Origin of the sequence: Nonomuraea sp. NPDC048901 (assembly GCF_040649695.1) — a bacterium.
Classification (GTDB): Bacteria; Actinomycetota; Actinomycetes; order Streptosporangiales; family Streptosporangiaceae; genus Nonomuraea.
Window position 1 is genome coordinate 214,296 of sequence record NZ_JBEZFW010000017.1, and the last position, 22,673, is coordinate 236,968.

General features: G+C 65.1%; 21 protein-coding genes. 2 read left to right on the forward strand and 19 right to left on the reverse strand.

The window, feature by feature from the left end; translation table 11 throughout:
- The first annotated feature begins 223 nt into the window (after positions 1 to 223).
- Positions 224 to 355, forward strand: a complete 132-nt coding sequence (locus AB0C30_RS44140; protein ID WP_357955417.1) for a hypothetical protein — start codon at positions 224 to 226, stop codon at positions 353 to 355.
- A 381-nt stretch (positions 356 to 736) separates the two neighbouring features.
- Here the strand turns inward: AB0C30_RS44140 and AB0C30_RS44145 are convergent, their stop codons facing one another.
- The 19 genes from AB0C30_RS44145 to AB0C30_RS44235 all read right to left on the reverse strand — a co-directional run bounded on the left by AB0C30_RS44145 (position 737) and on the right by AB0C30_RS44235 (position 18,958).
- Positions 737 to 904: a hypothetical protein gene (locus AB0C30_RS44145; RefSeq protein ID WP_357955420.1), complete on the reverse strand. Its 168-nt coding sequence runs from the start codon at positions 902 to 904 to the stop codon at positions 737 to 739.
- Positions 905 to 1,509: 605 nt separating this feature from the next.
- Positions 1,510 to 2,208 carry a hypothetical protein gene (locus AB0C30_RS44150; RefSeq protein WP_357955421.1) on the reverse strand — a complete coding sequence of 233 codons (699 nt, stop codon included), beginning with the start codon at positions 2,206 to 2,208 and terminating at the stop codon, positions 1,510 to 1,512.
- 2 nt (positions 2,209 to 2,210) lie between these two features.
- Positions 2,211 to 2,714, reverse strand: a complete 504-nt coding sequence (locus AB0C30_RS44155; RefSeq protein WP_357955423.1) for a SigE family RNA polymerase sigma factor — start codon at positions 2,712 to 2,714, stop codon at positions 2,211 to 2,213.
- A 394-nt stretch (positions 2,715 to 3,108) separates the two neighbouring features.
- On the reverse strand, positions 3,109 to 3,750 hold the full coding sequence (locus tag AB0C30_RS44160) for a GNAT family N-acetyltransferase (RefSeq protein WP_357955425.1): 642 nt from the start codon (positions 3,748 to 3,750) through the stop codon (positions 3,109 to 3,111).
- Between the two features lie 55 nt (positions 3,751 to 3,805).
- Positions 3,806 to 4,942, reverse strand: coding sequence for a hypothetical protein (locus AB0C30_RS44165; RefSeq protein ID WP_357955427.1), 1,137 nt, complete (start codon positions 4,940 to 4,942; stop codon positions 3,806 to 3,808).
- 248 nt (positions 4,943 to 5,190) lie between these two features.
- Positions 5,191 to 5,841, reverse strand: coding sequence for a TniQ family protein (locus AB0C30_RS44170; RefSeq protein ID WP_357955429.1), 651 nt, complete (start codon positions 5,839 to 5,841; stop codon positions 5,191 to 5,193).
- Positions 5,838 to 6,950, reverse strand: a complete 1,113-nt coding sequence (locus AB0C30_RS44175; RefSeq protein ID WP_357955431.1) for an ATP-binding protein — start codon at positions 6,948 to 6,950, stop codon at positions 5,838 to 5,840. The genes AB0C30_RS44170 and AB0C30_RS44175 overlap by 4 nt, the downstream gene beginning before the upstream one ends.
- The gene (locus tag AB0C30_RS44180) at positions 6,947 to 9,118 is read right to left on the reverse strand and encodes a hypothetical protein (protein WP_357955433.1); all 2,172 of its coding nucleotides are present in this window, start codon (positions 9,116 to 9,118) and stop codon (positions 6,947 to 6,949) included. The genes AB0C30_RS44175 and AB0C30_RS44180 overlap by 4 nt, the downstream gene beginning before the upstream one ends.
- Positions 9,115 to 9,489, reverse strand: coding sequence for a hypothetical protein (locus AB0C30_RS44185; RefSeq protein ID WP_357955435.1), 375 nt, complete (start codon positions 9,487 to 9,489; stop codon positions 9,115 to 9,117). The genes AB0C30_RS44180 and AB0C30_RS44185 overlap by 4 nt, the downstream gene beginning before the upstream one ends.
- Complete coding sequence (locus AB0C30_RS44190) at positions 9,479 to 9,844, reverse strand: hypothetical protein (protein WP_357955436.1); 366 nt, start codon at positions 9,842 to 9,844, stop codon at positions 9,479 to 9,481. Before AB0C30_RS44190 ends, AB0C30_RS44185 begins: the two co-directional genes overlap by 11 nt.
- 198 nt (positions 9,845 to 10,042) lie before the next feature.
- Entirely contained in the window at positions 10,043 to 11,449 is a 1,407-nt protein-coding gene (locus tag AB0C30_RS44195) for a transposase (protein ID WP_357955438.1), read from the reverse strand.
- Positions 11,450 to 11,772: 323 nt separating this feature from the next.
- The gene (locus tag AB0C30_RS44200) at positions 11,773 to 12,846 is read right to left on the reverse strand and encodes a tartrate dehydrogenase (protein ID WP_357955440.1); all 1,074 of its coding nucleotides are present in this window, start codon (positions 12,844 to 12,846) and stop codon (positions 11,773 to 11,775) included.
- Positions 12,847 to 12,940: 94 nt separating this feature from the next.
- On the reverse strand, positions 12,941 to 13,864 hold the full coding sequence (locus AB0C30_RS44205; protein WP_357955442.1) for a nitrilase-related carbon-nitrogen hydrolase: 924 nt from the start codon (positions 13,862 to 13,864) through the stop codon (positions 12,941 to 12,943).
- 119 nt (positions 13,865 to 13,983) lie between these two features.
- Positions 13,984 to 14,718, reverse strand: a complete 735-nt coding sequence (locus AB0C30_RS44210; protein WP_357955444.1) for a GntR family transcriptional regulator — start codon at positions 14,716 to 14,718, stop codon at positions 13,984 to 13,986.
- Positions 14,715 to 15,581 (reverse strand): ABC transporter ATP-binding protein, encoded by an 867-nt coding sequence (locus AB0C30_RS44215; protein ID WP_357955446.1) that lies wholly within the window; start codon positions 15,579 to 15,581, stop codon positions 14,715 to 14,717. The genes AB0C30_RS44210 and AB0C30_RS44215 overlap by 4 nt, the downstream gene beginning before the upstream one ends.
- Positions 15,582 to 15,583: 2 nt before the next feature.
- Positions 15,584 to 16,432, reverse strand: coding sequence for an ABC transporter permease subunit (locus AB0C30_RS44220; RefSeq protein ID WP_357955447.1), 849 nt, complete (start codon positions 16,430 to 16,432; stop codon positions 15,584 to 15,586).
- A 59-nt stretch (positions 16,433 to 16,491) separates the two neighbouring features.
- Positions 16,492 to 17,487, reverse strand: a complete 996-nt coding sequence (locus AB0C30_RS44225) for an ABC transporter substrate-binding protein (protein ID WP_357955449.1) — start codon at positions 17,485 to 17,487, stop codon at positions 16,492 to 16,494.
- A gap of 176 nt (positions 17,488 to 17,663) precedes the next feature.
- Positions 17,664 to 18,581, reverse strand: a complete 918-nt coding sequence (locus tag AB0C30_RS44230) for a ketopantoate reductase family protein (RefSeq protein ID WP_357955451.1) — start codon at positions 18,579 to 18,581, stop codon at positions 17,664 to 17,666.
- Positions 18,578 to 18,958: a cupin domain-containing protein gene (locus AB0C30_RS44235; protein ID WP_357955453.1), complete on the reverse strand. Its 381-nt coding sequence runs from the start codon at positions 18,956 to 18,958 to the stop codon at positions 18,578 to 18,580. Before AB0C30_RS44235 ends, AB0C30_RS44230 begins: the two co-directional genes overlap by 4 nt.
- Positions 18,959 to 19,459: 501 nt before the next feature.
- Here AB0C30_RS44235 and AB0C30_RS44240 point away from each other — a divergent pair.
- Positions 19,460 to 22,471, forward strand: a complete 3,012-nt coding sequence (locus AB0C30_RS44240) for a Tn3 family transposase (RefSeq protein ID WP_357955455.1) — start codon at positions 19,460 to 19,462, stop codon at positions 22,469 to 22,471.
- Positions 22,472 to 22,673: the final 202 nt, after the last annotated feature.

The following is a 22,673-nucleotide window of genomic DNA, read 5'->3' on the forward strand; positions in this document are numbered from 1 at the left end:
GGGGCGGCCGACAATGCGACGACACCCTGATGACTAATCTCGCGACAGCTTGGTGACCAATGAGCGGCTGACCTGCACGTTGGTCATGACCTGTCGCTGTTGCTGGTCACCATGGGAGGCGCAGGCTGCCGTGGCTGTTAGCGTGGACGGCATGAGCCCCGGGATCGCCTCTGGCTTCACGCGTCCCGGGGCACCGCTGTTCTGGTCCGCTACGGTTGACCTGGTGACCGATCGTGTGGAGCCTGAGGGCGGCAAGCAGGACTTCCTGGGGGACGGCTCGATCGTGCACGCCTGGCGCACCGCCTCGGCCGGGTCCGGAGGAGTTCCTGGCCGTGTCCGGGCTGTCGGATCGTGAACAGCAACTGCTACGCGGGCGCTATCGCTGGGGCGACGACCAGGTCGGGCGTGCGGTGGCCTGATGGCTGTGGCGAAACGGGAGCTCCGCCGGGGCGTGGCGCAGGTGGAGCCGCATGACCGTCAGGTGACACGGGCGGCTTTCGTCACGGCTCTCATCCAGTTGTGCCCCGATCTATTGCGGGCAAGGCGGTCGTATCACGGGGCGTTTGCCGTCCGGCTGGGGCCTCTGCCGTTGGGCGGCTCGCCGGGCGAGCGCCTCCTCCAGCGGGACGCCGGGGACGTCCTCGCGGTTGTCGATCTGGCGTCGGATGTCGTCGGTCGTGTCCCAGAGTCGCTGCCGGTCCGCGGGGTTCTGCCTGCCGGCGTAGGCGATGATCCGCTACAGATGGGTGAATTCCTCAACCTCGCGCCAGTCGCCCGCGGCTCGGGCCTTCTCCACGACCACCGGCAGCCCCGCGTCGAACCTCTCCCGGTCGCGTGGATGAGACAGCGCCTGGCGGATCGCCGACAGTGACTTGTCCGGCCGCGGTTCCGGGGTGATGATCACTGCTGGCGTCTCCTCGCGTGTCGGTTCAGGGCAGCCTAACGCCCGGTCAGCTGACTTCCCGGTGGTCGCCTCGGCCGCGCGGGCATGCGACAGGGGGTGCGTCCACCGGTGGGTGGCAGACGAGGGTGACAGGGGCTTGCGCGCCTGCCGCTCTTCGCGTTTTTGCTGTGTAAGATCTCACGGCTCGCTACATGTTGATCTTCTGTGGCCGGCGGGACGCCGAGCTGTCTCACCTGTGTGGCGGGACTGTTGTCTCACGATCATGGCGGTTTCCTAGCCATTGCGGGCTGACTAAGTGGCCTGATGCTCGGGCCGGCGTCACCCGGGGCAAGGCAGAAGGTCGCCATGGGTGTGACCACCCTCCACGTGGGCCCCGCCTGGCCGGGTTGAGCACCGCCGTTTTCCTCGTCATCGACCTGCCGTCGTCCTGTTGACCGGCTGTGCCACCGTCTTCTTCGACGTCGGCCCCCAGAGCGTGCTGCCGCAGGTGGTCGGCTTCCCCGGTCGCCTCACGCTGCTCGCCTGGCACCCTAGGCTGGTCAAGAAGATGTGGACCTACCCCGCTAGGCAGGGCCGGCCCCCGCTTCCGAACAGAGCGGGCAACATCATCTCGCGATCGCGGGGTCGACCAGGCCCACCACCCAGTCGGCCGGGTAGAGCGCGGTCTGCGACAGAGCCTCCTGAGCCGTCTCCGGCTCAATCGAGCCCGCGGTCAGAGAGGAAATGGGCACCAGGACGGCGACGACCTTGTTGGCTCCGTCTCCCGGCTGGATCACCGGCGACTCTCCGACCCAGCCCGGAGGCTTCCTGAGGCCGGCCCCGCAGCGCTCGCTGACCACGAGCTTGTCGTTGAGCCAGATGAACACGTGGTTGCCAGCCGGGCAGTCCACCGCGAAAGCCACCGACTTGATGGGAGACTCGAACGTGAAACTCACCGCCTCGCCCCCCTGCCTGAAGTGGTTGTAGGAGAACATCTGAGGATACTTTCGGGTCGAAGTCGAGCTGGTGCCGTCCTTGCTCGGCGTGGGCGGGACCTGCGCCGACGGGCGACCGGTCGGCGGCGGGACGGTAGGCTCGGCCAAGGTGCCGGTCCAGACGTCGCCCGGTGCCGGAGCCGCCGTAATGCGCGGCAAGCCGACCACCGCCACTACGGCGATTGCCAACGCGGCGAGCGAGCCCGCCACCCGGCTGCGCCGCCTGCGGATGCCCCGGGCCCTGGTCTCTATGTCTTCGATCGTCACGCCCATGAAGGGGCCGTCGGCACTGTCGTGTTCGAGCAGCTCGCGCAATTCCTGGTCGTTCATGGTCAGCTCCCGGTCTCTGTGGCGGCGGCCTTGGTCGTGGGCTCGAGGCGTAGCTTGGCCAGCGCGCGGCTGGCCTGGCTACGTACGGTGGACACTGAGCAGCCGACGATCGCGGCGATCTCCTCGTCGGTCAGGTCCTCGAAGTACCGCAGCACGATCACCGTCCGCTGTTTGGCGGGCAGCGTGGCCAGCGCGACTCTGAGCGCGTCCCGGGTGCCGATCTTCGCTGACGCATCCGGCGTATGGGCAGTGTCCGGCAGGTCACCCGTGGCGACCTCACCCCGCCAGCGCCGCCGCCACCAGGAGGCGTGGGTGTTGGCCAGGATGCGGTAGACGTACGGGTCGGGGGCGTGGCCCACCCGACGCCATGCCAGCCAGGCCTTGGCCAGCGCCGTCTGCAGCAGATCCTCTGCGGTGGCCCAGTCGCGGCACAGCAGGTACGCCGTCCTGAGCAGCCGCACCGAGCGCTGCTCGACGTAACGTTCGAAGTCGGCTCGATCCCGCATCGAAGGTCCTCACTGTCCGGTGATGGTCACCGATGATTACGTCCTGGACCCAGTGAGATGTTGCATCGACGCCTGAAATGTTTGCCGACACCCTGTAGGGCGCCGACCCTATAGGTATGGCCTGAGCGGGGCATCTTCGCTGGTGGGTGAGTGTCCCCGTCAAAGGTGCGCCATCGATTCCCACTCGAATCTCATGCACACGGCGGATCCGCCAATGGGCCGCCAAGATCAGAGAGAATCCGCCATGAAAACTGAGACCCTACATGCTTGTAGGATCTCAGCCTTCGTGACATCTTGATCTTGTGTGACCTGCAGGTTTTCAGAATGTCTCATGCTCCTGGCGCGAGATCTGTCTCACCGGCATGGCGGTTTCCTCGCCTGCGGGGACTGCTGGTCAAGCCGGGATCAGGGACTGCTCGTCGCCTCGGATGCGGGCGTGTAGGTGCATGTCGTGCCGGCCGTCGGAGTGGACGGCGTCGCTGCGCTTGGTGCCTTCCACAAGGAAACCGCATTTGACGGCGACCCGGCAGGAGGCGTGGTTGCGGGTCGAGTGGTCCAGATGCAGACGGTGGAAACCAGCCTCGCCCAGTGCCCAGACGCTCAAGGCCGTCAGTGCGCGGGAGGCCACCCCTGCTCGGCGGGCGTGCGGGAGCACCCAATACGCGCACCCCGCGACACCGTCATCGAGATTCACTGAGCCCATGGCGATGCGCCCCAGCACCTCATCGTCGCCACGGGTCACCGCCCAGCTCGCGCCCGTCTCCTGCGTCCAGGCCTGGCGATACTGCTCGAACCACTCGCGGACCTGATCTTCAGCGGCAGGTTGACGAGTGTGCCAATGCCGGATCTCGGGGTCCTGGTAAGCGGCGAGGAAGACGGCTGCGTCAGAAGGCTCCCAGGGTCGCAAGAGCAGGCCGCCTGGGGCGGAAAGCGTCGGCTGCGGGCTGGCGGCAAGGGTTCCGGCGGGGATGGCAGGCGGCGTCGAAAGAGTTGATCTCACGCCGTATCCTCTTCCGGCCGCGAGGACCTGTGTCAAGTTGCCGCCACCTCCGCATCGGTAGCCCGTGCATGTCAACCTCAACGCCTGCTCGTCATGATCGATGTACTCGTCCGCCCCGGGAACTGATGGTCAGGATTGGTCTGTCGATGGGGTGCTCGTCCAGGATGTAGCGGATGTGTTCGCTCGTGGTTCCGCAGGCTGTGGCGATTTGCTTGGCGCTTGGATACTTGTCCTGGAGGAATGCCTGGTGGACGGTGGCGATGTCGATATCGTCGGGATCTCGTCCGGGTAGCGCGGCCAGTTGGTCTGGGGAGAATCGGAAGGTGGGCTGCCAAGTCAGTGGCTCGTCAATGCCGTTGATGTGGAGCAAGTCGGCGCCGGCTTCCTGCAGCAGCTTGGTCTCGGAGGGCAGCAGCCGCATGCGGAAGGTGCTGTAGGCGGTGCGGCTGCGGAAGTCGTTGGCGGCGATCTGGCTGGGAGCGATTTCGGCGGGGTTGCCGGTCAGCGCCTCATAGAGCCATCGCTGTGCGTGAATGTGCGCCTGGGCGAGGTCGCTTTGTCGCCGCGTTCGTAGTGATGACCAGTGGTGAAGGGTGATGAACTCTTCCTGGTTGGCGAACACTGCCCGGCGGCGGGCGTAGTCGATCGGCGATGGGTGCTGGTTGAGGTGTTCGGCGAGTTCGGACAAGGCATCCAGGATGGCAATGCAGGCCGGGTGAGTGTTGATCTTTGCGTGGGTGTAGAAGAGTGCGCCGCGGTGGTGAGCGGGGAAACCAAGAAGGTCGACAGCTCGTTGGCAAGTCGTCTGGCCTCCGGTGAGCAGGAGGCATGCCGGCAGGGCCAGGCGCCACCGGCGAGCGCCGCGGTCAGGTTCGGGAATCAACGGGATGGATAGCCGGGGCCAGAGCAGTGCGGGCAGGCGTGCCGCGCGCTCGTCCGGAGTGGTGAGCGAGCGATCCGCTCGGCGTTTGTAGAGGGTGCTGGTGGTGTACTTCAACCGACGAGCAACCGAAAAGTGTGATTTCCGGGCGCGAAGCACTGCGGCTGCGAGAGGTGCGGACAGACGGGAGGTCAGGAGTGGAGCCCGCAGAGCCAGCGGCCGGAAAGCGCTCAGCCGGTCGACGATCCACCCAAGCCGACTTGCAGCCGTGACGAGGTCGGGAGCAGAGACGATGTCGAGAGCTGTGGTGAGCACCTGGGCGGTGACGGCGGCGTCAACGGGGACCATATGCAGGGGTCGAGTGAGAGGGCGGATGTGTCCGGAGCTGCCGTGGGGGATGTTGCGTTGAACTTCTGCCCTGTGACGAGCTAATAGCTGGTCCGGTGCCCAATGTTCCAGGTCGTCCACTGGCAGCCGGAGGATCAGGCTGGCGACGATGCGGAGGTCATGGAGGACCTCGGCGGGCTGGGTCGGAGAGTGACGATAGATACCGTCCCGGAAGGACGGTCCCCCGCAACTGTCGATGAGGGCGCTGATCAGTTGCTGGCTGGTGAGAAACGGCTGGACATCGATGTCGCTGGGGTTCTCGTCGCAGCCGGCCAGCGGGAAACCGCAGGGCGTGCGGTGGCTCGCTTAGCGACATCAAGGCGTGGAAGGGAGCATCTGCCGGGAACGGGAACGGAACTTAGGGCATGACCGAGTTCGCGGGGCATGCGACCACAGTCGCCGCAACGCGCCTGGAGCAGGACGCCATGGTCCAAGCAGGCGAAGTGCCAGGTCAATCGCCAGGTAAGTTGCCAGCGGCCGCCGGTTTCGGCCAGGCAGAGCGGACAGTAGCGCGACCCTCGCGCCCGGGTCCATGACGAGCGGACATTCACGGTTCTGGCGGTGGGGTCCAGGGTGAGGAAATGGCCGGCCCATCGCGACAAGGTCATGCCGCGCAGGGTCTGGGGACTGACTCCGGTCGCAGCGCCGAGGTGTGCGGCCTCGTGCTGGGTGAGATGAATGGTCCAGTTGGGCGGTGGGCCGGCGCGGGATGCTCGGTCGTGCCGACTGAGGCCGAGCGCGTCAAGCATGTGCGTGAGTGGCGTGTCCAGGCGGGTGGCCAGCGCTTCCAGCCAGCTGTCCAGGGCTTCGCCCGGCATCGGCGGCACCCTGATGGGCAGCGTGCGGACCGGGACGTTCACGAGATAGTGGTCAACCGGCCCCGAGACAGGGCGAGTTCCAGTTCGTGGCGAGCGGCTTCAGCCGCCGCGTCGTTCTTCACCTGGTCGAGCAGGTCGGTGGTGAGCGTCTCGACGCCGATGCGGACAGCACGCTGGCAGCCCCGGTTGATGATCGTCATGAGGGAGCCGATGTGTCCGGTACTGCGCGCGAACAGGTAGTCCGACAGGTCGTCGGCGAGGAATCCGGGGTGTTTGGCCGCCAGGACCAGGCGTTGTTCCAGGGCCAGCAGCATGGTCCGCCACTCCTGCCGACCTTGTGGTGCCTCGATGGTGAAGGGGCGCATGCCCAGGCGGGTGGTGCGCCGGGCGGTCTGGGCGAGTACGGCGTCGCTGTAGGAGGTGCCCTCGGAGAACAGCCCGCGGGCTTCCAGGCCGACGCCGATGAACAGCAGGGTGACGGGGAACTCGTTGGCGATGTACTTGAAGTGGTTGCTGATTTCGATGCCGCTCTTGGCCTGCCAGCGGAGAAAGTGCAGCTCGTCGACGATGAGCAGCCGGGTGGAGCAGGACAGCACGCAGTCCAGGGCGCGGTGGGCGAATTGGGCGGCGGTGCCCTTGCTGGTGGCCGGGTGGCCGTAGAACTCCAGCATGGCTCGGTTGAAGTCCTTCATCCCGGTGTTGCCCGTCATCCCGATCCGGCAGACCGGCCACCTCTCGTGGCCATCGCCGGTGAAGGCACCCTTCTCGACGATTTCCCGCTGGTGAAACAGGCGGGCGAACGCCAGCGCCGCGGTGGTCTTGCCCAGCCCGGGAAAGGCGTCGATCGCGATCGCGCCCTTGACCTTGTCGCCGTCCTGCTCGTTGCTGTCGACGATGTCCCACAGGTCCTCGTGCAGCTCTGCCAGCTGAGGGGTCTTGATCGGCCCGAGGTTGGCGTGCCAGATACGGCGTTGCCGGTCGTAACCAGCCTTCGCTTCAGGACCGAGCCGCCGAAGCTGGGCGACGGTGAGCGGTTCGGGCTGGAGACGGCGGGGCGCGTCGACGTAGTGCTGCCAGCCTTCCTTGCGGGCCAGCGTGAGATTGTCCAGGTTGGCGTGCGTCGCGACCGGCGGGCTGTCAGTGACGGTCACACGTCCTCCAGCGCCTCGGCGTAGAAGTCGAGCTCGTCCTCGTCGTCGTCATCGCCCTGCGGCAGGTCAGGCTCCTGCGCTGGAACCTCGTCATCGACGGGAGAGTCGACCGCCGGGACTGACTTCTCCAGGGCATGACGCACGGACGGCAGCCGGGAGATGGCATCCGCAGCAGTGGCGGGCAGTTCGATCGCGGCCTGCTCGCGGGAGATGCGCAGCGCCATGCGCCGTTCGGCGACCGACGTCCCCAGCCCGATCTTCCAGCGTTCCAGCAGGTCGGCGACCGCGAGCCGGTCGTCGGGGTAGGTGTATTTGGCCGCGGCCAGCTTGCGGGCGAACTGCGGGGCCTCCTCGCTCAGCGGCATGTCCAGGGCCGGGGCATGTTCCCAGTCCAGGACGTGCCACCGCCGCTCGGCAGGCCCGCGAGGGGTGTCGGGGTCGCGGAAGTAGACCTTGGTGATGTCATCGGGATCGACGTAGATGGGCCACTTGCCAGTGTTCGGACCGGCATAGGTGCTGGTCTGGCCTCGGAAGGGATTCAACCCTGGGCCGTTGTAGCGGCGCCCGACCTCCACGCCGTAGTGCTGGATGGTGCGCCACTTCACCTGCAGAAACTCAAAGGCCAGATCCGGATCGCGAGGCACCTCGATGTAGCCGGCGCGGTAGATGCCATGCTCGAACATCTGCGCCGGCGACATGCGCAGTCCCGGGACATGCGGGTCGACCAGGCTGTCATGCGGCCGCAAGTGGTAATCCACCGCGACCCACTCCCGGATGATCGCCTCCAGCTCGTCGAGGAAGTAGAACGCATCGCCTTCCGGATTCACGCCCCGGGAGTGCAGGTCAGGGCCCTTGTAGCCGGGCAGCGCCTGCAGCAGATCCTCGCGCAGCGTGCGGAAGAAGCGCTCCACGGGCCCCTTGTCGCGGCCGGTCCGCAGCCGGGCGGGCTGGATAGAGATGCCCAGCCGCTGGCAGACACTGGTCAGATGCTCCGAGACGTAGATCTTCCCGTGATCGACGACGATCGTCTCGGGCACCAGCGACGGACCCGCAGCACCCCGCCCACCAGTGGACACCTCGGCCAGCGGGCCCTCGACCGCCTCGACGTCCAGCAGCACCGAGCGGGGAATCCCATGCTCGGGCCAGACCGCGTGCGCCGGCCAGTTCTTGCCCGGCGGCCGTGGCCGATAGACCTGGTAGAGGACCGAGCCGGCGTCGATGGACTTCGTGGAGACCGGCGTCACCCGGACGCCGACGATGCACCGGGTGTACCAGTCCATCGCGACCGTGAGCTCGGCTTGCAGCCACCGCAGCGTCACCGGATCCAAGGCGAAGACGTCCAGCCGCGTGGTGTCCATCAGCACGTACTCGCCCGGCCGAGTTGGCCGCAACCTGCCGTAGACGCCGTCCGGACGTTCAGCGATGTCCCGGTTCCGCTTGGTGCTCAACCGGAACGTCGGCTGGCGCTTCTCCAGTTCCTGTAGCACCCGGAAAGCGGTCGCCTTGCTGGGCAGTTTCACCCCTCCCTGCCCGAAGCGTGCCAGCAATCGAGCCTCGGTGCGGCGGATCACCATGGAGCGTGACGGCTTTGACTTCTCGACATGCTCGGCCATGATTTCCAACGCTGTCTCCACCCAGCGCTCGTCGACTCTCCCGTACCCGTTGGTGGCGCTCGCTTTCGGAGCCAATCCAGCCTCACCGTGAGCGTGGAAGTCTGCGACCCAGCGCTTGATGGTGCGCATCGTGACCTCCAACTCTGCGGCCTTCGCCGCGTAGCGGCTGGTCAACGGTAGGTCTGGACGAAATTGGGGCCGAGGTTCCTCCTCGCCTGCCAGTTCGGGGCTGCCGGATCGGAAACCAGTGAGGACCTCACGGACGTGTGCTGCGCGTTCGCGAACCTGTTGCCGCTGGGCGTCGTCGAGTTGCCCCAGAATCACCGCCGCATGCTGAGTCGCGTCGCGATCGGAAGAACTTGTTTCGTTGGGAATCACGCGAGCGCGAGGCGACGCCAGGAGTTCACGCAGGGCAACGCGCGAGACCTGTCCGCGGCCGTTCCTCAGAAGCACCTCGTTGCCCGCGCTGGTCGGCAGCATCTGGACGATCTCAACAATCTCGCCGTCGTAGTGGAAACGAGTCCCCACTCCGACCCTCGTGCTCCCCTTGGTCATGTCGGCGTCCAGAGAAGGTGGCCCCGGCTAAGGGGGTGATCCAGATCGGTTACGAAACGTTGCTGCCAGAGCAGGTGCAGCACAGTCGCTTTCACCGTCTCCCCTGGCCATCCAGGCTGGCTGGAGATCACGTCCGTCAGGCTCACACCGTTGAACGGTTCGCTCATCAGCGCGTTCATCAGGTGCTGGTCGAATAGCCAGGGGCGCCGATACCCAGCGAGCAAGCGGATGTTCTCCAACCGGCTGGTCGGAGGCTCGCTCCAGACCTCGTAGCGCCAGCCGCGGGATTCGACCACGTGCCGAGTCCAGGCGAAGGTGACGGCTACTTTTGGCGCCGTCACGCGGTGGGCGGGCTTGACATCAACGATCACTGGACCAGTCATGGTCAGCAGCAGGAAGTCGGGAACATGCCTGCGGGGCCATGCCGTCGAGCGTCACCGTAAGGAGGAAGGGCTGGGCGATGATGCCCAAGACGGAGGTATCGAAGTCGGCGAACAGAAGTCGGGCCAGCTCAAGGCGAGATTCGTAGATCACATGGTCGCGTTGGGTGGCCGACCAGTATGTGCCCGAGTAATGCTTCTGCCCCTTACTCCAGCGGAACGTGCGCCAGGGTACGGCGGCCCGCAGTACGTCAAGGGGGACTTCCAGCCACTCGGCATCTTTGACCAAAATGCCCTCACGAGGGCGAAAGGACAGGGTCGCCGTGAGAACACTGGCTGCCCTCATACAGAATCCCCCACATCTCGGATCCCCGCAGGCAGAGCATCACGTACCTACAGTTGGTAAGGAGTGCATCTCAGGATGTGAAGGCTAAGTCCAAAGTTCTTGGTGCCGCTGGCGAATTCTCAATCTCATGTCATTTGTGCGATTCGAGTGTCATTGCGAATGAGAAAGTGACACGGAATTTGAGAACCTACAGGTACGTTAAAGTCCGACGTTGCGCATGGCGTTGTCCCGCCAGCGGTCGACGGCGCGGATGTACCTCAGCACCACCGGTGAGGCGGGCGCCCAGCGGCCGTGTTTGGCGATGACGGCGACCGGGACGCCGGCGGCGTAGGCGACGGTGGCGCCGCCGGCGCGCAGGCTGTGCGCGGTGACGGTCTCGGCGTACGGGACGCGGGCGCGCACGGCCAGGTCGCGGACAACGACGTTGACCGCGTCCGCGCCGAGCGAGGGTCCGATGGTGGCGTGCCGGTTGATGCGACGCAGCAGCCGCCCGTCGGTGTGTCCGGCCTGGTCGAGGACGTGGAGCCAGTCGCGCCAGGCGGCGACCGGGTCGGTGAGCGGGTGGCTGCCGCGCGGGATGGCGATGGTCTCGCCGCGCGAGTCCTTGTCGGTCTTGGAGGTGCGGATGGTCACCTCCAGGCCGTCGGCGACCTCGCGCACGTCGTCCCTGGTCAGGGCGACGAGTTCGCTGCGCCGGCCCATCAGCGCCAGGCCGAGCACCAGCAGCAGCCGGTCGCGACGTCCGATCGCCGTGGTCAGGTCGCAGGCGGCGACCATGGCGCGCAGCGCGTCGATGGTGATGGGCGGGGCCTCGCGCTGGCCGCGGCCGCCGTCCTCGGCGCGCCGGCGCTTGTAGGCGCGCAGCGCGAGGCGGGCGGCCTCGGTGGCCGGACAGCCGGTGTGGCCGGACAGCCGGTGCATGGTGCGCACGGCGGCGATGGCCTGCTCGATGCTGGCCGGCGCCTGCCCGGCCTCGCAGAGACTTGAGGTGTATTCGGCCAGTGTGTGCCCGGTGGCGGGCAGTGCGACGCGGCCGTGTCCGGCGCACCAGGCGGTGAAGGCGGCCCATTGCCGGGCGTAGGCGCGGCGGGTGTTGGCGGGCACGCAGCGCCGAGCTCGGCGCGAGACTGCGACAGCGTGATGGACCAGCACCCGCCCGAGGACCGGCCCGAGCAGGCCGCCGTGTTGTTCCAGGTTGAGTTGCCCTTTGAGGGTGTCGTTGACCGACTCGATGAGCTGGCGGACCTTCTTGAGCATCGGTTCGCCGTACCTCTGTTTCTCTCGCTTGCGCGAGGGGCGCAGCAGCTCGATGCCCTGTTCGGCGAGTTCCTTTTCGAAGGGCTTGGAGGCGAAGCCCTTGTCCGAGATGAGCAGGATGCCCTCGCGCTCGGCGATCAGGTCGGCGTCGATCTCGAGCATCGCTGCCAGCACCTCGCGCTCGCCGATCTTCGGGTTGGCCAGTGCCCACATGATGGGCATCCCCGCCGGGGTACAGACCAGATACAACCGCAGGCCCCAAAAGAACCGCGAATGTGAGGCGCAGTAGCCGTAGCTGCCCCAGCCGGCCAGGTTCGAGCGTTGCACCTCCTGCTCTGATGGGCGCACGAAAAAGATTCACTGATCATCTCGACGGTTTCCACCGGCCGAGGTTCGCTGCCGCCTGCCCGGCTGAGGTGGGTGATTTTCCGGTCAGTATGCGCCACAGGGTCTTCTCGTGTAGGGGACGTCGCGGCGGGACAGCAGCCGATGGAGGGTAGTCTTGGCGGCGGTCTTGGTCTGGTCGGGGGTTTCTTGCGGCGTTCGGCGGTGGCTAGGACTGAGGGGGCGCCACGTTCTCCTCAAGCGGATGGTTGTTCCACCAAACCGGAGCAACCTCATGCCGTCGATACCCAGCACCGTCCTGGCCGCGGAGCTCACCGGCTGATCGGCTATCCGCCCAATCGGGCGAGAATCGCTTCGGTCATCTCCACCGTGCCGGCGGTGCCGCCAAGGTCGAGCGTCCGGACGTCAGACGAGCCCAGAACGTCTTCGACGGCCTTCGTGACCGCGGCCGCAGCATCGGTTTCTCCAAGGTGATCGAGCATCATGGCGCCGGCGAGGATCTGGGCGGTCGGGTTCGCTATGCCCTTGTGAGCGATATCGGGGGCAGAGCCGTGCACCGACTCGAACATGGACGGGTGGGTGCGCTCGGGATTGATGTTGCCGGAGGGAGCGATACCGAGGCTACCTGCGACTGCGGCGGCCAGATCGCTGAGGATGTCGCCGAAGAGGTTGGATGCGACGACGACGTCGACTTTGTCCGGGGAGAGGACCATGCGAGCGGTGAGCGCGTCGATGTGGCATTGGTCGGAAGAAACCTGCGGGTTGTCCGCTGAGATCTCGTGAAAGATCTGGTCCCAGAACGGCATTGAGTGAATGAGGCCGTTGGACTTGGTCGCTGACGTCACGTGACCACCGCGGTGCTGGGCGTGGGAGAACGCGAAGCGCATGACTCGCTCCATGCCGTGACGGCTGAAGACCGCTTCCTGCACGGCGAACTCATGGGGCGTACCCGTGGCGTGTCGTCCACCGATCTCTGAGTACTCCCCCTCGCAGTTCTCCCGCACGATCACCATGTCGATGTCTGACGGTCCTCGACCCGCGAGCGGCGGGGTGATCCCGGGGAACAGCCGAACAGGTCGAAGGTTGACGTACTGCTGGAACGCGCGCCGGATCGGGATGAGCAAACCCCACAGTGACACGTGGTCGGGTACGCCCGGGAAGCCGACGGCGCCGAGGAAGATGGCGTCGTACTCGCGGAGCTGATCGATACCGTCGGCCGGCATCATCTGGCCGGTGCGCACGTACCGTTCGCAGCTCCAGTCGAACTGCCTCCAGTCGAGCGTGAAGCCGTGGCGGCAGGCGACGGCGTCAAGAACCTTCTGCGCCGCCACCGTCACCTCCGTTCCGATGCCGTCCCCGGGGATGGCGGCGACTCTGTGCGTGCCGGGTGTCGTCGTCATGTGTTGCCTCCACATCCATTGCAGGGTGCCTGCGTACGTCAGGGCACATCGGCCGATTTCAACAGTGTGCTCATCCAGGTGCCGGTCAGGAGAGCTAGTCGGTTTCGGTGAAGACCGCTCGCTGAACCCGTTCGTTGACGGTGAGGCGGAAGATGTCGGGCCTCGCGTAGTGGCCGACCACGTCGAAGTCGTACTTGCCGCGGACGATCTCGGCCAAGTCGAGGTCTGCGGTCAGCACCGCTTCCTGGTCGAAGCACGGCCCGGCGAGGATCTCTCCCATGGGAGAGACGATGAGCGAGCCTCCCCGCGACATCAGCGCGGATTGGTCGCTCGTCTTAACGTCGGCGCAGTCGTCGTCCAGGGTGATGTACTGATTGGCTCCGAGGACGAAACACCGTCCTTCGCATGCCACGTGGCGCATGGTTGCGGTCCAGGTGTCACGGCTGTCTGCGGTCGGAGCGCAGTAGATCTGGATGCCTTTGGAGTACATCGCGGCGCGCAGCAGCGGCATATAGTTCTCCCAGCAGACAACGGCTCCGAGACGCCCTATCTCGGTATCGAAGACGTTGAGTGTCGAGCCGTCGCCGAAACCCCAGATAAGCCTTTCGGCGCCTGTGGGCATGAGCTTGCGGTGCTTGCCGAGGTACGCGCCCGTAGCATCGTAGAAGAGGACCGTGCAGTAGAGAGTCCCACCATCTCGTTCGATGACGCCGATGACCAGGTGGGTGCGGAACTCGGCGGCGAGTTCGCCCAGCTCGAACACGACCGGTCCGGGAACGTCGATTGCGGCGTTCCAGTAGTGACGAAACTCCTCCCGGCCCTCAGGGGTGCGGCTCCCGATCGAGGTGCCGAATGTTGCTCCTCGTGGGTAGCCGCCGAGGAAGGCTTCCGGGAAGACGGCCAGCTTGGCGCCTGACTGGGAGGTGTCGGACAGCAGATTGCGTATCTTCGCCATGCTCGCGCGATGGTTGTTGTGGACTGGGGATGCTTGAACGACTGCTGCTCGGACAGAGTCCATGGGTGTCTCCTGCGGGAGGGTAAGCGTGCAACGGCGACAGCGTGACAGCGCGATAGGCGTCTTGGCCTGTAACCGTGTGGGAGAGAAGGGTTTGACGGGATGTGCGGTTGGGCCGGCGCTCAGTGGTCGGCGGGCGTGCTGTGGTTCAACCACGTACTGCCGTCGGCCTCTTCGACTTCCATCGCTGTCAGAATTACGTGCTTGACGGAGTTGCTGTGCTGCTCAAGAAGGGTCGCGAGCCTTTCACCGTCTCGCTCTCTCAGCGCGTCGACCATGGCGATGTGGTCTCGGTGTCGTTCCTCGCGCATCCCCGTGTGGTGACGGAACAGGTAGTCCGAGATTTGAAGATGAAGGTTCAGGAGTTTGTAGTGACGAGTCAGGTGGGCGTTGCCGGCCGACCGGATGATGATCTCGTGCAGACGGACGTCAGCATCGATGAATTTGGCGATCGACTGTTTCTCGGGAGGCTTGGACAGCGATTCCTCTTCGAGGATGACCAGTAGCTCGGACAATTCTTGAAGTTCAGCCGAGGTGATGTTCTTCGCGGCGCGGGACGCTACGTATTTTTCGAAGATCTGGCGTAGCTCGAACAGGTCGGCGATGTCCGATCGGGTGAGCTTGACCGCCGTCGTTCCGCGGCGGTCCGACACCTGCAGGAGCCCCTCGGAGACCAGTCTCGTGATCGCTTCCTTCACCGGGCTGCGGCCCAGCTTCGTCTGGCTGGCCAATTTGGCTACCGAGGTCTGCTCACCCGGGCGGATCTGGCGTCGCAACACCATTTCTCGGATTCGCTCGTACGCGATGTCGGCGAGCGGAACACTGGGCGACGGCATAGGCTCCTGGTCCTTCGTCATCGGCTCACCACATCCTCGATCGTACTCGCCTCCTTCGCCAGTGTCCGAATCGCGGAGTTGCCGGCTTCTCGCCCATCTGTGCTGGCGGCGCGAAGAATCTCCCTGACCCGCCGTTCGGCGGTATGACGCGCCTCGGCTGACGGTTCACCGAACTCGCTCAGTTCCACGGTGCCCACGACACGGCCGGGCGCGGCGAGCACGAGAACTCGCTGGCCGACTTCAACGGCTTCGCTGATGGAGTGCGTCACGAAGACCGTCGTCTTCCGGGTGTCCTGAATGAGCTTGAGCAGGTCCGATCGCACCGCTGCTGCCGTCACCTCGTCCAGGGCGCTGAACGCTTCGTCCGCGAGGATGAGATCGGGGTCGGTGAGGAACGTGCGGGCAATGGCTGCCCGCTGCTGCATCCCCCCGGACAGCTCATGGGGGTGAACGTGGGCGAATTTACCAAGTCCGAGCTTGTCGAGCCATTCGGCGGCGCGCTCCTTGCGCTCCTTCTTCCCGACTCCGAGGATCTGGAGGCCGAGGGCGACGTTGTCGATGGTGGTTCGCCACGGAAGGAGTCGCGCAGTCTGGAAGATGATCCCGACTTTGGCACGTAGCTCATCGAAGTCACGGTAGGGGTCGTGCCCGAGAACACGGACGCGACCGGACGTGACGGACTGCAGACCCATCATCAGCGACAGGGCGGTGGATTTGCCCGAGCCGGTCGCTCCTACGATCGCGACTCGCTCCTGCGGGGCCACATGGAAACTGAGGTCGCGGCAGACGACGAGCTGTTCCTTGCCTCCCGTGGGGCCCTTGCGTGCGAATGCCTTGGTGACGTCGTCGAAAACGACAGGGAACGTGGGCTGTGGCTGATTCATGATTAACCCCTTCCGACCGCGGGCCGCCACGCCAGGAGGCGACTCTCGGCGAGACCACGGACAGCCTGCAAGATCATCAGGACCACGACCAACAGCAGTGTCCAGGCTATCGCTCCGGCCATGTCGAAGATCGATTGCGAGTTGAGCAACTCATAACCGACCCCCGTTGTTGCCCCGACCAACTCGGCGACGACCACGACTCGGATCGCGGTGCCGAGATTGACCTCCCACGCGGACAGCATTGCGGGGATGACCGCGGGCCACACGATGAGCCGGAATCGTTGGATCGGCCTTGCTCGGAACGCGACAGCCACTTCCTGCAGGTCGTGGGGAACGGACCGGACTGCGCCGACAGTGTAGAGAGCGAAACTCGGCGTGAGTTCCACGAGCATGATGAACGCGATGCGCGTCTCGACGTCCTTGAACCAGATGACCGCGAAGACCACCCATGACAATCCCGGCACACCCTGCAGGAATTGCAGAATCGGGCGCGCATAGGTCTCGAATGTTCGCCGGGCGCCCATGAGCAGCCCTATGGCCACACCCAGCAGGAAGGTGGTGATCAGTGCTAGGACGACTCGTTCCACGGTGATGAGAAGGCTCTTCAACGTCGCGGAGTTGGTGACGATGTGGACGAGTGAATTCCAGATATCGGGTATCGACGGAGCCACCAGACTCGATAGGAACAGTGTGCTAAGCTGCCACAGTCCGGCGATTGCGATGATGTCGATAACTGCTGCGCGTTTGCCTTTGAGTGCCGACAGGCAAACGCGCCAGGCAGGAGTTGGGAGAACGCGGCCAGTTTCGGGTGCGACGGAGGCTTTGTTCTCCGCCAATTGCCTGATGTTCACGACAGCATTTCCGTCTTTCGCACGTGAGAAGAATTGAAGGGCATGGTCAGGCGCCGAGATCAACCCTGCTGGTAGACCACGCCCTGCGGCACAGACTTGAGGTAGCCGGACTCAACTGCTGCGCGGAATACGGTGTCGATCGCATTTGTCTGCGACGAAGCCCAGTAGACGTTCAAATTGAGTCTCGTCGACTTCAGCAGTGCGGCGATGGAGGCTTCACGGATTCTCAGTGCCTTCGAGATCGTTTGCGCCGCCTCCGTTGGGTGCTCCTTCACGTACGCCGCGGCATCGACGTAGGTGTCGTACAACTGCGAGACCTCTCGCTTGTGCGAGGTGATCCAGCTCGTCTGGGCGGCCAGCCCGAGGTAGGGGATGTGGGACTGGCCGGTCGCCTGCGTCCAGAGCTTCGCAAGGTCGAACGTCGTGTACTTGTCGCTGGTGCCTCCCTCGGTGAGGGATGAGTAGGCCGGCTCCCAGATCTCTACACCATCGGCCCGGTTGGCTTCGATGATCGGGGAAAGGGCCGGGCCCTGGACGCCCTGGACGCGCATGCTTCCTACGTCGAGTCCGTTCTTCTGGGCGACGTACTTGAACATCACGTACTGCGCCGACGTCAAGTCCGCGGCGAAGCTCTTGTTGCTGAAGTCACTGAGTTTCGTGATACCCGAAGTCTTGGGTGCCACCGCGGCACCCCAGTAGTTGTACACGTTGAACAGGTACTGGACTTTTCCGCCCTTCTGGGAGAGCAGACCGACATCGGTGAGCAGTGTGCCGCTGGCGCCCACCTGCGTCGCGCCCGAGGCGAAGTTGGTACGGTAGGTGGCCCCCGGTTGTGGTTTGAATGAAATGTTCAGGCCGTGCTTCTTGTCCAATCCCTGATCTTTGATGATCGGGCTGAGAAAGAACCCGAGCGAAGGAGGTTGCTGTATGGCCAGTTCCAGGCTCGTCAGGTCGTCCGAGTTCTTACCGGAGTCTTTGGTTCCGCAGGCTGCCGACGCTAGACATGATGCGAGTGCCAGGCCAGCGAGGTACTTCCGCGATTGAGAGAACGACATTTCAGCCTCCTTGTGTGTGTACCTCGGCGCGTCCGTACGGACGCGTAGGGGGTCCGTACGGACGTATTGTTGGTCAGGCACCTGCATGCGAGGGCGCGCCTTTGCGAACGAGCAAGTGCGGTGATCGCCCGCTTTCAGGGCGCTTGGCTTAATCGACCGTACGCATTACCGTGCGGTCAGGCGGCAGCTGGGTCCAGCGTCTTGAGCATGTCGAGGACTACGCCGCTCACCGGGGTCTCGACGCCGTGTCGATCGCCCAGTTCGTGAACGTACCCGGTGAAGGCGTCGATCTCCAGCGGACGTCCGGCTGCCACGTCTTCTGCCATCGACGAGAGGATGTTCATCCGGTTTCCCTGTTCCCACACCTTGTCGCCGGCGTCCGAGGGGATCGGCGCGCCGTGGGCCCTTCCGACGGCGATTGCCTCCTCAAGCAGTGAGCCGTACAGGTGGCGGCCGGACGGACGCGCCAAGATGTCGCCGAGCGGGCGCTGGATGAGCGCAGTGAGCGGGTTGAGAGCACAGTTGAACAGGAACTTCTGCCACTTCTGCGCGCGGATGCGGTCGTCTGCGGCGATGTCCAGGTTGGCCGACCGGAACACGTCGAGAATGGAGTCGAGGTCGGGAGAGGGCTGTCCGACGTAGTCGCCGAGATGGATCCTCGGCGGAGAGGTGCAATCGATCACGCCGGGAGCGGTCCGCCGCGCGCCGATATAGAGGACACCCGAGAGAAGACGCGCCGGCCCAATCAGATCCGCGAGAACTTCTTCGTTCCGGACACCGTTCTGCAGGCACAACACACGCGCGTGATCACCGGCGACGGCGGTCAGCGCGGCAGCGGCCTCGTTAGTGTCGTAGGACTTGACGCAGAACAGAACCAGGTCGACAGCGGGAGTGGCTACGCCGCCGGGCTTGATCAGTTGCTCCGGGCGGGCGACGATGCGCGTTCCGTCCGGGTCGTTGACAACGATGCCCTCATGCTCGATCCGTGCGTAACTCTCGCCACGCGCGACGAGCGTGACCGAGATGCCGGCGTGCGCCAACTTGGCGGCCAGGTACCCGCCCGTCGCTCCTGAACCGATTACGCCAACTCTCATCGTGCTCCGCCCTCGGCCGTCAGCACGTGGTCGTACTGGTCGAACGGCGCTTGAGCGAGCACGAAGGTGAACAGCTCGTCGGAATCATTGGTGACCGTATGAACCTTCCCGGGCGGCATGGCACAGAAGGCGCCCGGGACGATCTCGTACGACATCGACTCATTGCTGTCCGAAATCGTGATCGTGCCACGGCCAGCCATCCCCAAGAACAGGTCCCAGATGACGGTGTGGCTGTGCTGTGCGATCGAGGCCCCGGGAGGGACGTTGAACACGCTGAATCGAATGGCGTCTGAGACGAACGCGACCCCTCTTTCACAGCCGGTGTGCGAGGGGTGCATCGGCACGAAGCTGGCGTGTTGTAGATAGGTGACATCCATGCCGTAGAAGCTAACATATCAATCTGACATGTCAATGCTCCTTCGGCTTACGGGGCAGACGTCGTCGTGCGGGGGCGGACGCGGCTGGACGACCAGACGGTTCCCAACCGCGACGTGTGGGTCTGTTCAACCCCTAACGGCTCTGTCCCGTAATCGGGTAGTGGTCGCGTCTGTCAATCCCCTCAAAGCGTGGAGACGGGTCTATGCCACAGCGGTCCTCAGCAGGGCCGATGAGGCTTGTCTCTTCTCGATCATGTGACGTTCGAAGGTGATGGCCCGGCGCTCGGGTTGACGTCACCAGGGGCAATGTAGCTCTGCGTGATCGTTGTTCGGGTAGTTCGTGGGGTGGATGGCCAGCATGAGGCGGACATATGTAACTGAGCGTTTTATCTCAGGTCCGCTACGTCGCGATCACGTCTCGGATATACCGCTCGGTAGTCGAATGGTTACAAATCATTGTTTTCCTGGCCTTCGTTTGAGGTCGGGAGAAAGGGTGCGGGCATGCGACGCGAATGGGAGTTAGAGGACCTGATCGAGTGCTGGACGCTGGATGAGGAGGAGTTCGCGCTGCTGGCGAACAAGTCCGGGGCGACGCGGCTCGGCTTCGGTCTGATGCTGAAGTTCTTCGAGCTGGAAGCGCGGTTCCCGCGCCGGGAGGACGTGCCCCGCCCGGCGGTGGAGTTCATGGCGGGTCAGGTGAAGGTCGACGCGCAACTGTTCGCCGCCTACGACTGGTCAGGGCGGACCATCAAGAACCATCGAGCGCAAATCCGGGAGTTCCACGGCTTCCGTGAGCCGACGGTGGGAGACGAGGACAAGCTCGCCGACTGGCTGGCCACCAAGATCTGCCCGGTGGAGATGTCGCGGGATCGGCTGCGCGGCGCGCTGCTGGCGCGCTGCCGCGAAGACAGGATCGAGCCGCCGAAGACGACCCGGATCGAACGCGTGCTGGGTGCGGCCGAGGCGATGTTCGAGCGAAACTTCACCGCCACGACCGTGGAGCGCTTGTCGTTCGAGTCGATCGACAAGCTGGAAGAGCTGATCGTCGCCGACGTTCCCCCGGCCGCCGTCCCGGTCGCCGGAGAGGATGCCCCTGCAGAGAACGGGCAGGCGCAGGTGGCCAGTGGCGGCCGGCGCGCGTTCTTGCAGGAGCTGAAGGAGGATCCGGGATCGTTTCAGCTGGACACGTTGCTGGCGGAGATCGTGAAGCTGGAGCGGGTGAAGGCGATCGGTCTGCCGGCCGCGTTGTTTGAGGGGGTCTCGGAGAAGGTTGTGGCGGGCTGGCGGGCCCGGGCGATGAAGATGTACCCGTCCGATTTCGAGGCGGCAGCGGCGCCGGTGCGCATCACGCTGCTGGCCGCGTTGTGCCAGGTGCGGCAGGCGGAGCTGATCGACGGGTTGGTGGAGTTACTGATCCAGCTCGTGCACAAGATCAGTGTGCGGGCGGAGAAGAAGGTCGAGGGGGAACTCAACGCCGAGTTCCGGCGAGTGCAGGGCAAGAACGGGATCTTGGTGAAGCTCGCCATAGCGGCGCTGGAGCTGCCGGAAGAGATTGTCCGCAAGGCGTTGTATCCGGTGGTCGGTGAGCGGACGCTGGCCGACATCATCGCTGAGGCCAGGGCGAACGAGAAAGAGCTGCGCACCCGGGTGCGGACCAAGCTGCGCGGCTCCTACTCCCATCACTACCGGCGCGGGCTGCCCAAGCTGCTGAAAGCGGTGACGTTCGGGTGCGGCAACGAGGTGTTCCGGCCGGTGATGGACGCGCTGGCGCTGCTGAAGCGCTACGACGGCTCCGACGCCGACTTCTACGCCGCCGCCGAGGCGGTGCCGTTGGAGCACGTGGTGCCCGAGGACTGGCGAGAGGCGGTCTGCGACCCCGACAGCGGCCTGGTCGAGCGGATCCCGTACGAGCTGTGTGTACTGGTGGCGCTGCGCAAGGCGATCCGGCGGCGCGAGATCTGGGTGGAGGGCGCCAACACCTGGCGCAACCCCGATGAGGACCTGCCCGCCGACTTCGAGGACAACCGGGATGTGCACTACGAGGCGCTGGCCAAGCCCCGCGACCCGGCCGACTTCGTCGCCGATCTGAAGAAGCGGCACGTCGCGGCGCTGGACCGGCTGCACAAAGGGCTGAAGAAGGCCACCACGGGCGGGGTGAGCATCACCCGGAGGAAGGGTGAGCCGTGGATCAGCGTCCCGGCCCTGGGCAAGCAGAGCGAGCCGGAGAACCTGGAGGCGTTGAAGGAGGAGATCGCCCGCCGCTGGGGAGTGATCGACCTGCTGGACCTGATTAAGAACGTCGATCACGCCACCGCCTTCACCGGCGAGTTCACCTCGGTGGCCTCGCGGACGGTGACCGATCCGGAAGTGCTGCGCCGGCGGCTGCTGTTGTGCACGTTCGGGCTGGGCACGAACATGGGGATCAAACGGGTCGCCGAGGGCACCGCGGCGATCGAGGGGATGGAGGCCGACACCGAGGCCGCGCTGCGCCGGACCCGCCGGCTGTTCGTCAACCGCGACAACCTGCGGGCCGCGATCCGCACGGTGGTCAACAAGACGCTCCAGGTGCGCGATGTTTCGCTGTGGGGGCCGGGCACGGCGTGCGCGTCGGACTCGCGCAAGTTCGGCTCGTGGTCGGCGAACTTCATGACCGAGTGGCACCAGCGCTACGCAGGTGCCGGGATCATGGTGTACTGGCACGTGGAGCGTAAGAACGTGTGCATCTACAGCCAGGTGCGCTCCACCACGGACTCCGAGGTGGCCTCGATGATCGAGGGCCTGCTGCGCCATCTGACGTCCGCCGAGGTCGACCGCCAATACACCGATACGCACGGTGCTTCGATCGTGGGTTTCGCGTTCTCGCACCTGCTGGACTTCAAGCTGCTGCCCCGGCTGAAGAACATCGGCTCGGCCCGTCTGTACCGGCCGGGTCTGGCCGAGGGCGAGGCCTGGCCGGGGCTGGAGGAGGTGCTGTCGGGCAAAACGATCGACTGGGAGCTGATCGCCAACCAGTACGACCAGATGATCAAGTACGCGACGGCGTTGCGGCTCGGCACCGCCGAGGCCCACCAGATGCTGCGCCGCTTCACCCGCGGCGGCCCCAAGCACCCCACCTACCGTGCCATCGAGGAACTCGGCCGGGTGATCCGAACCATCTTCATCTGCGACTACCTGGCTGACGAAGAGCTGCGCCGGGAAATCGGTGAGGGTCTCAACGTGGTGGAGAACTGGAATTCGGCCAACAAGGACATCTTCTACGGCAAGGCCGGCGACCTGACCGGCGACGACCGCGAACACGTCGAAGTCTCCGCCCTCGCCCTTCACCTGGTCCAGGCCGCGATCGTCTACCTCAACACCAGGATGGTCCAGATCGTCCTGGCCGAGCCCCGATGGCAGAAGAAGCTCACCGACGCCGACCGGCGCGCCCTGTCGGCTCTGTTCTGGTCCCATCTGAACCTGTACGGCAAGTTCGAGCTCGACATGAGCAAACAGCTCGACCTCGGACCGGCCTAGAGGTACACAATGTCGCGCCTGATCCGCTCTGAGTGGCGAATGACCTGGTGCGGCCCTTCCACGACCAACTCAACAACCAGCTCTGCGCCTGGCCGGCCTCGCTGTAGTAGGAAATAACCTCTGTGTTCCCGCGTCCTGAGGCTGAGCGGGGCGCACCCCTTCTGACCTGTGACCTGGTGCTTCTGGTCGCCCCGTGCCGAGG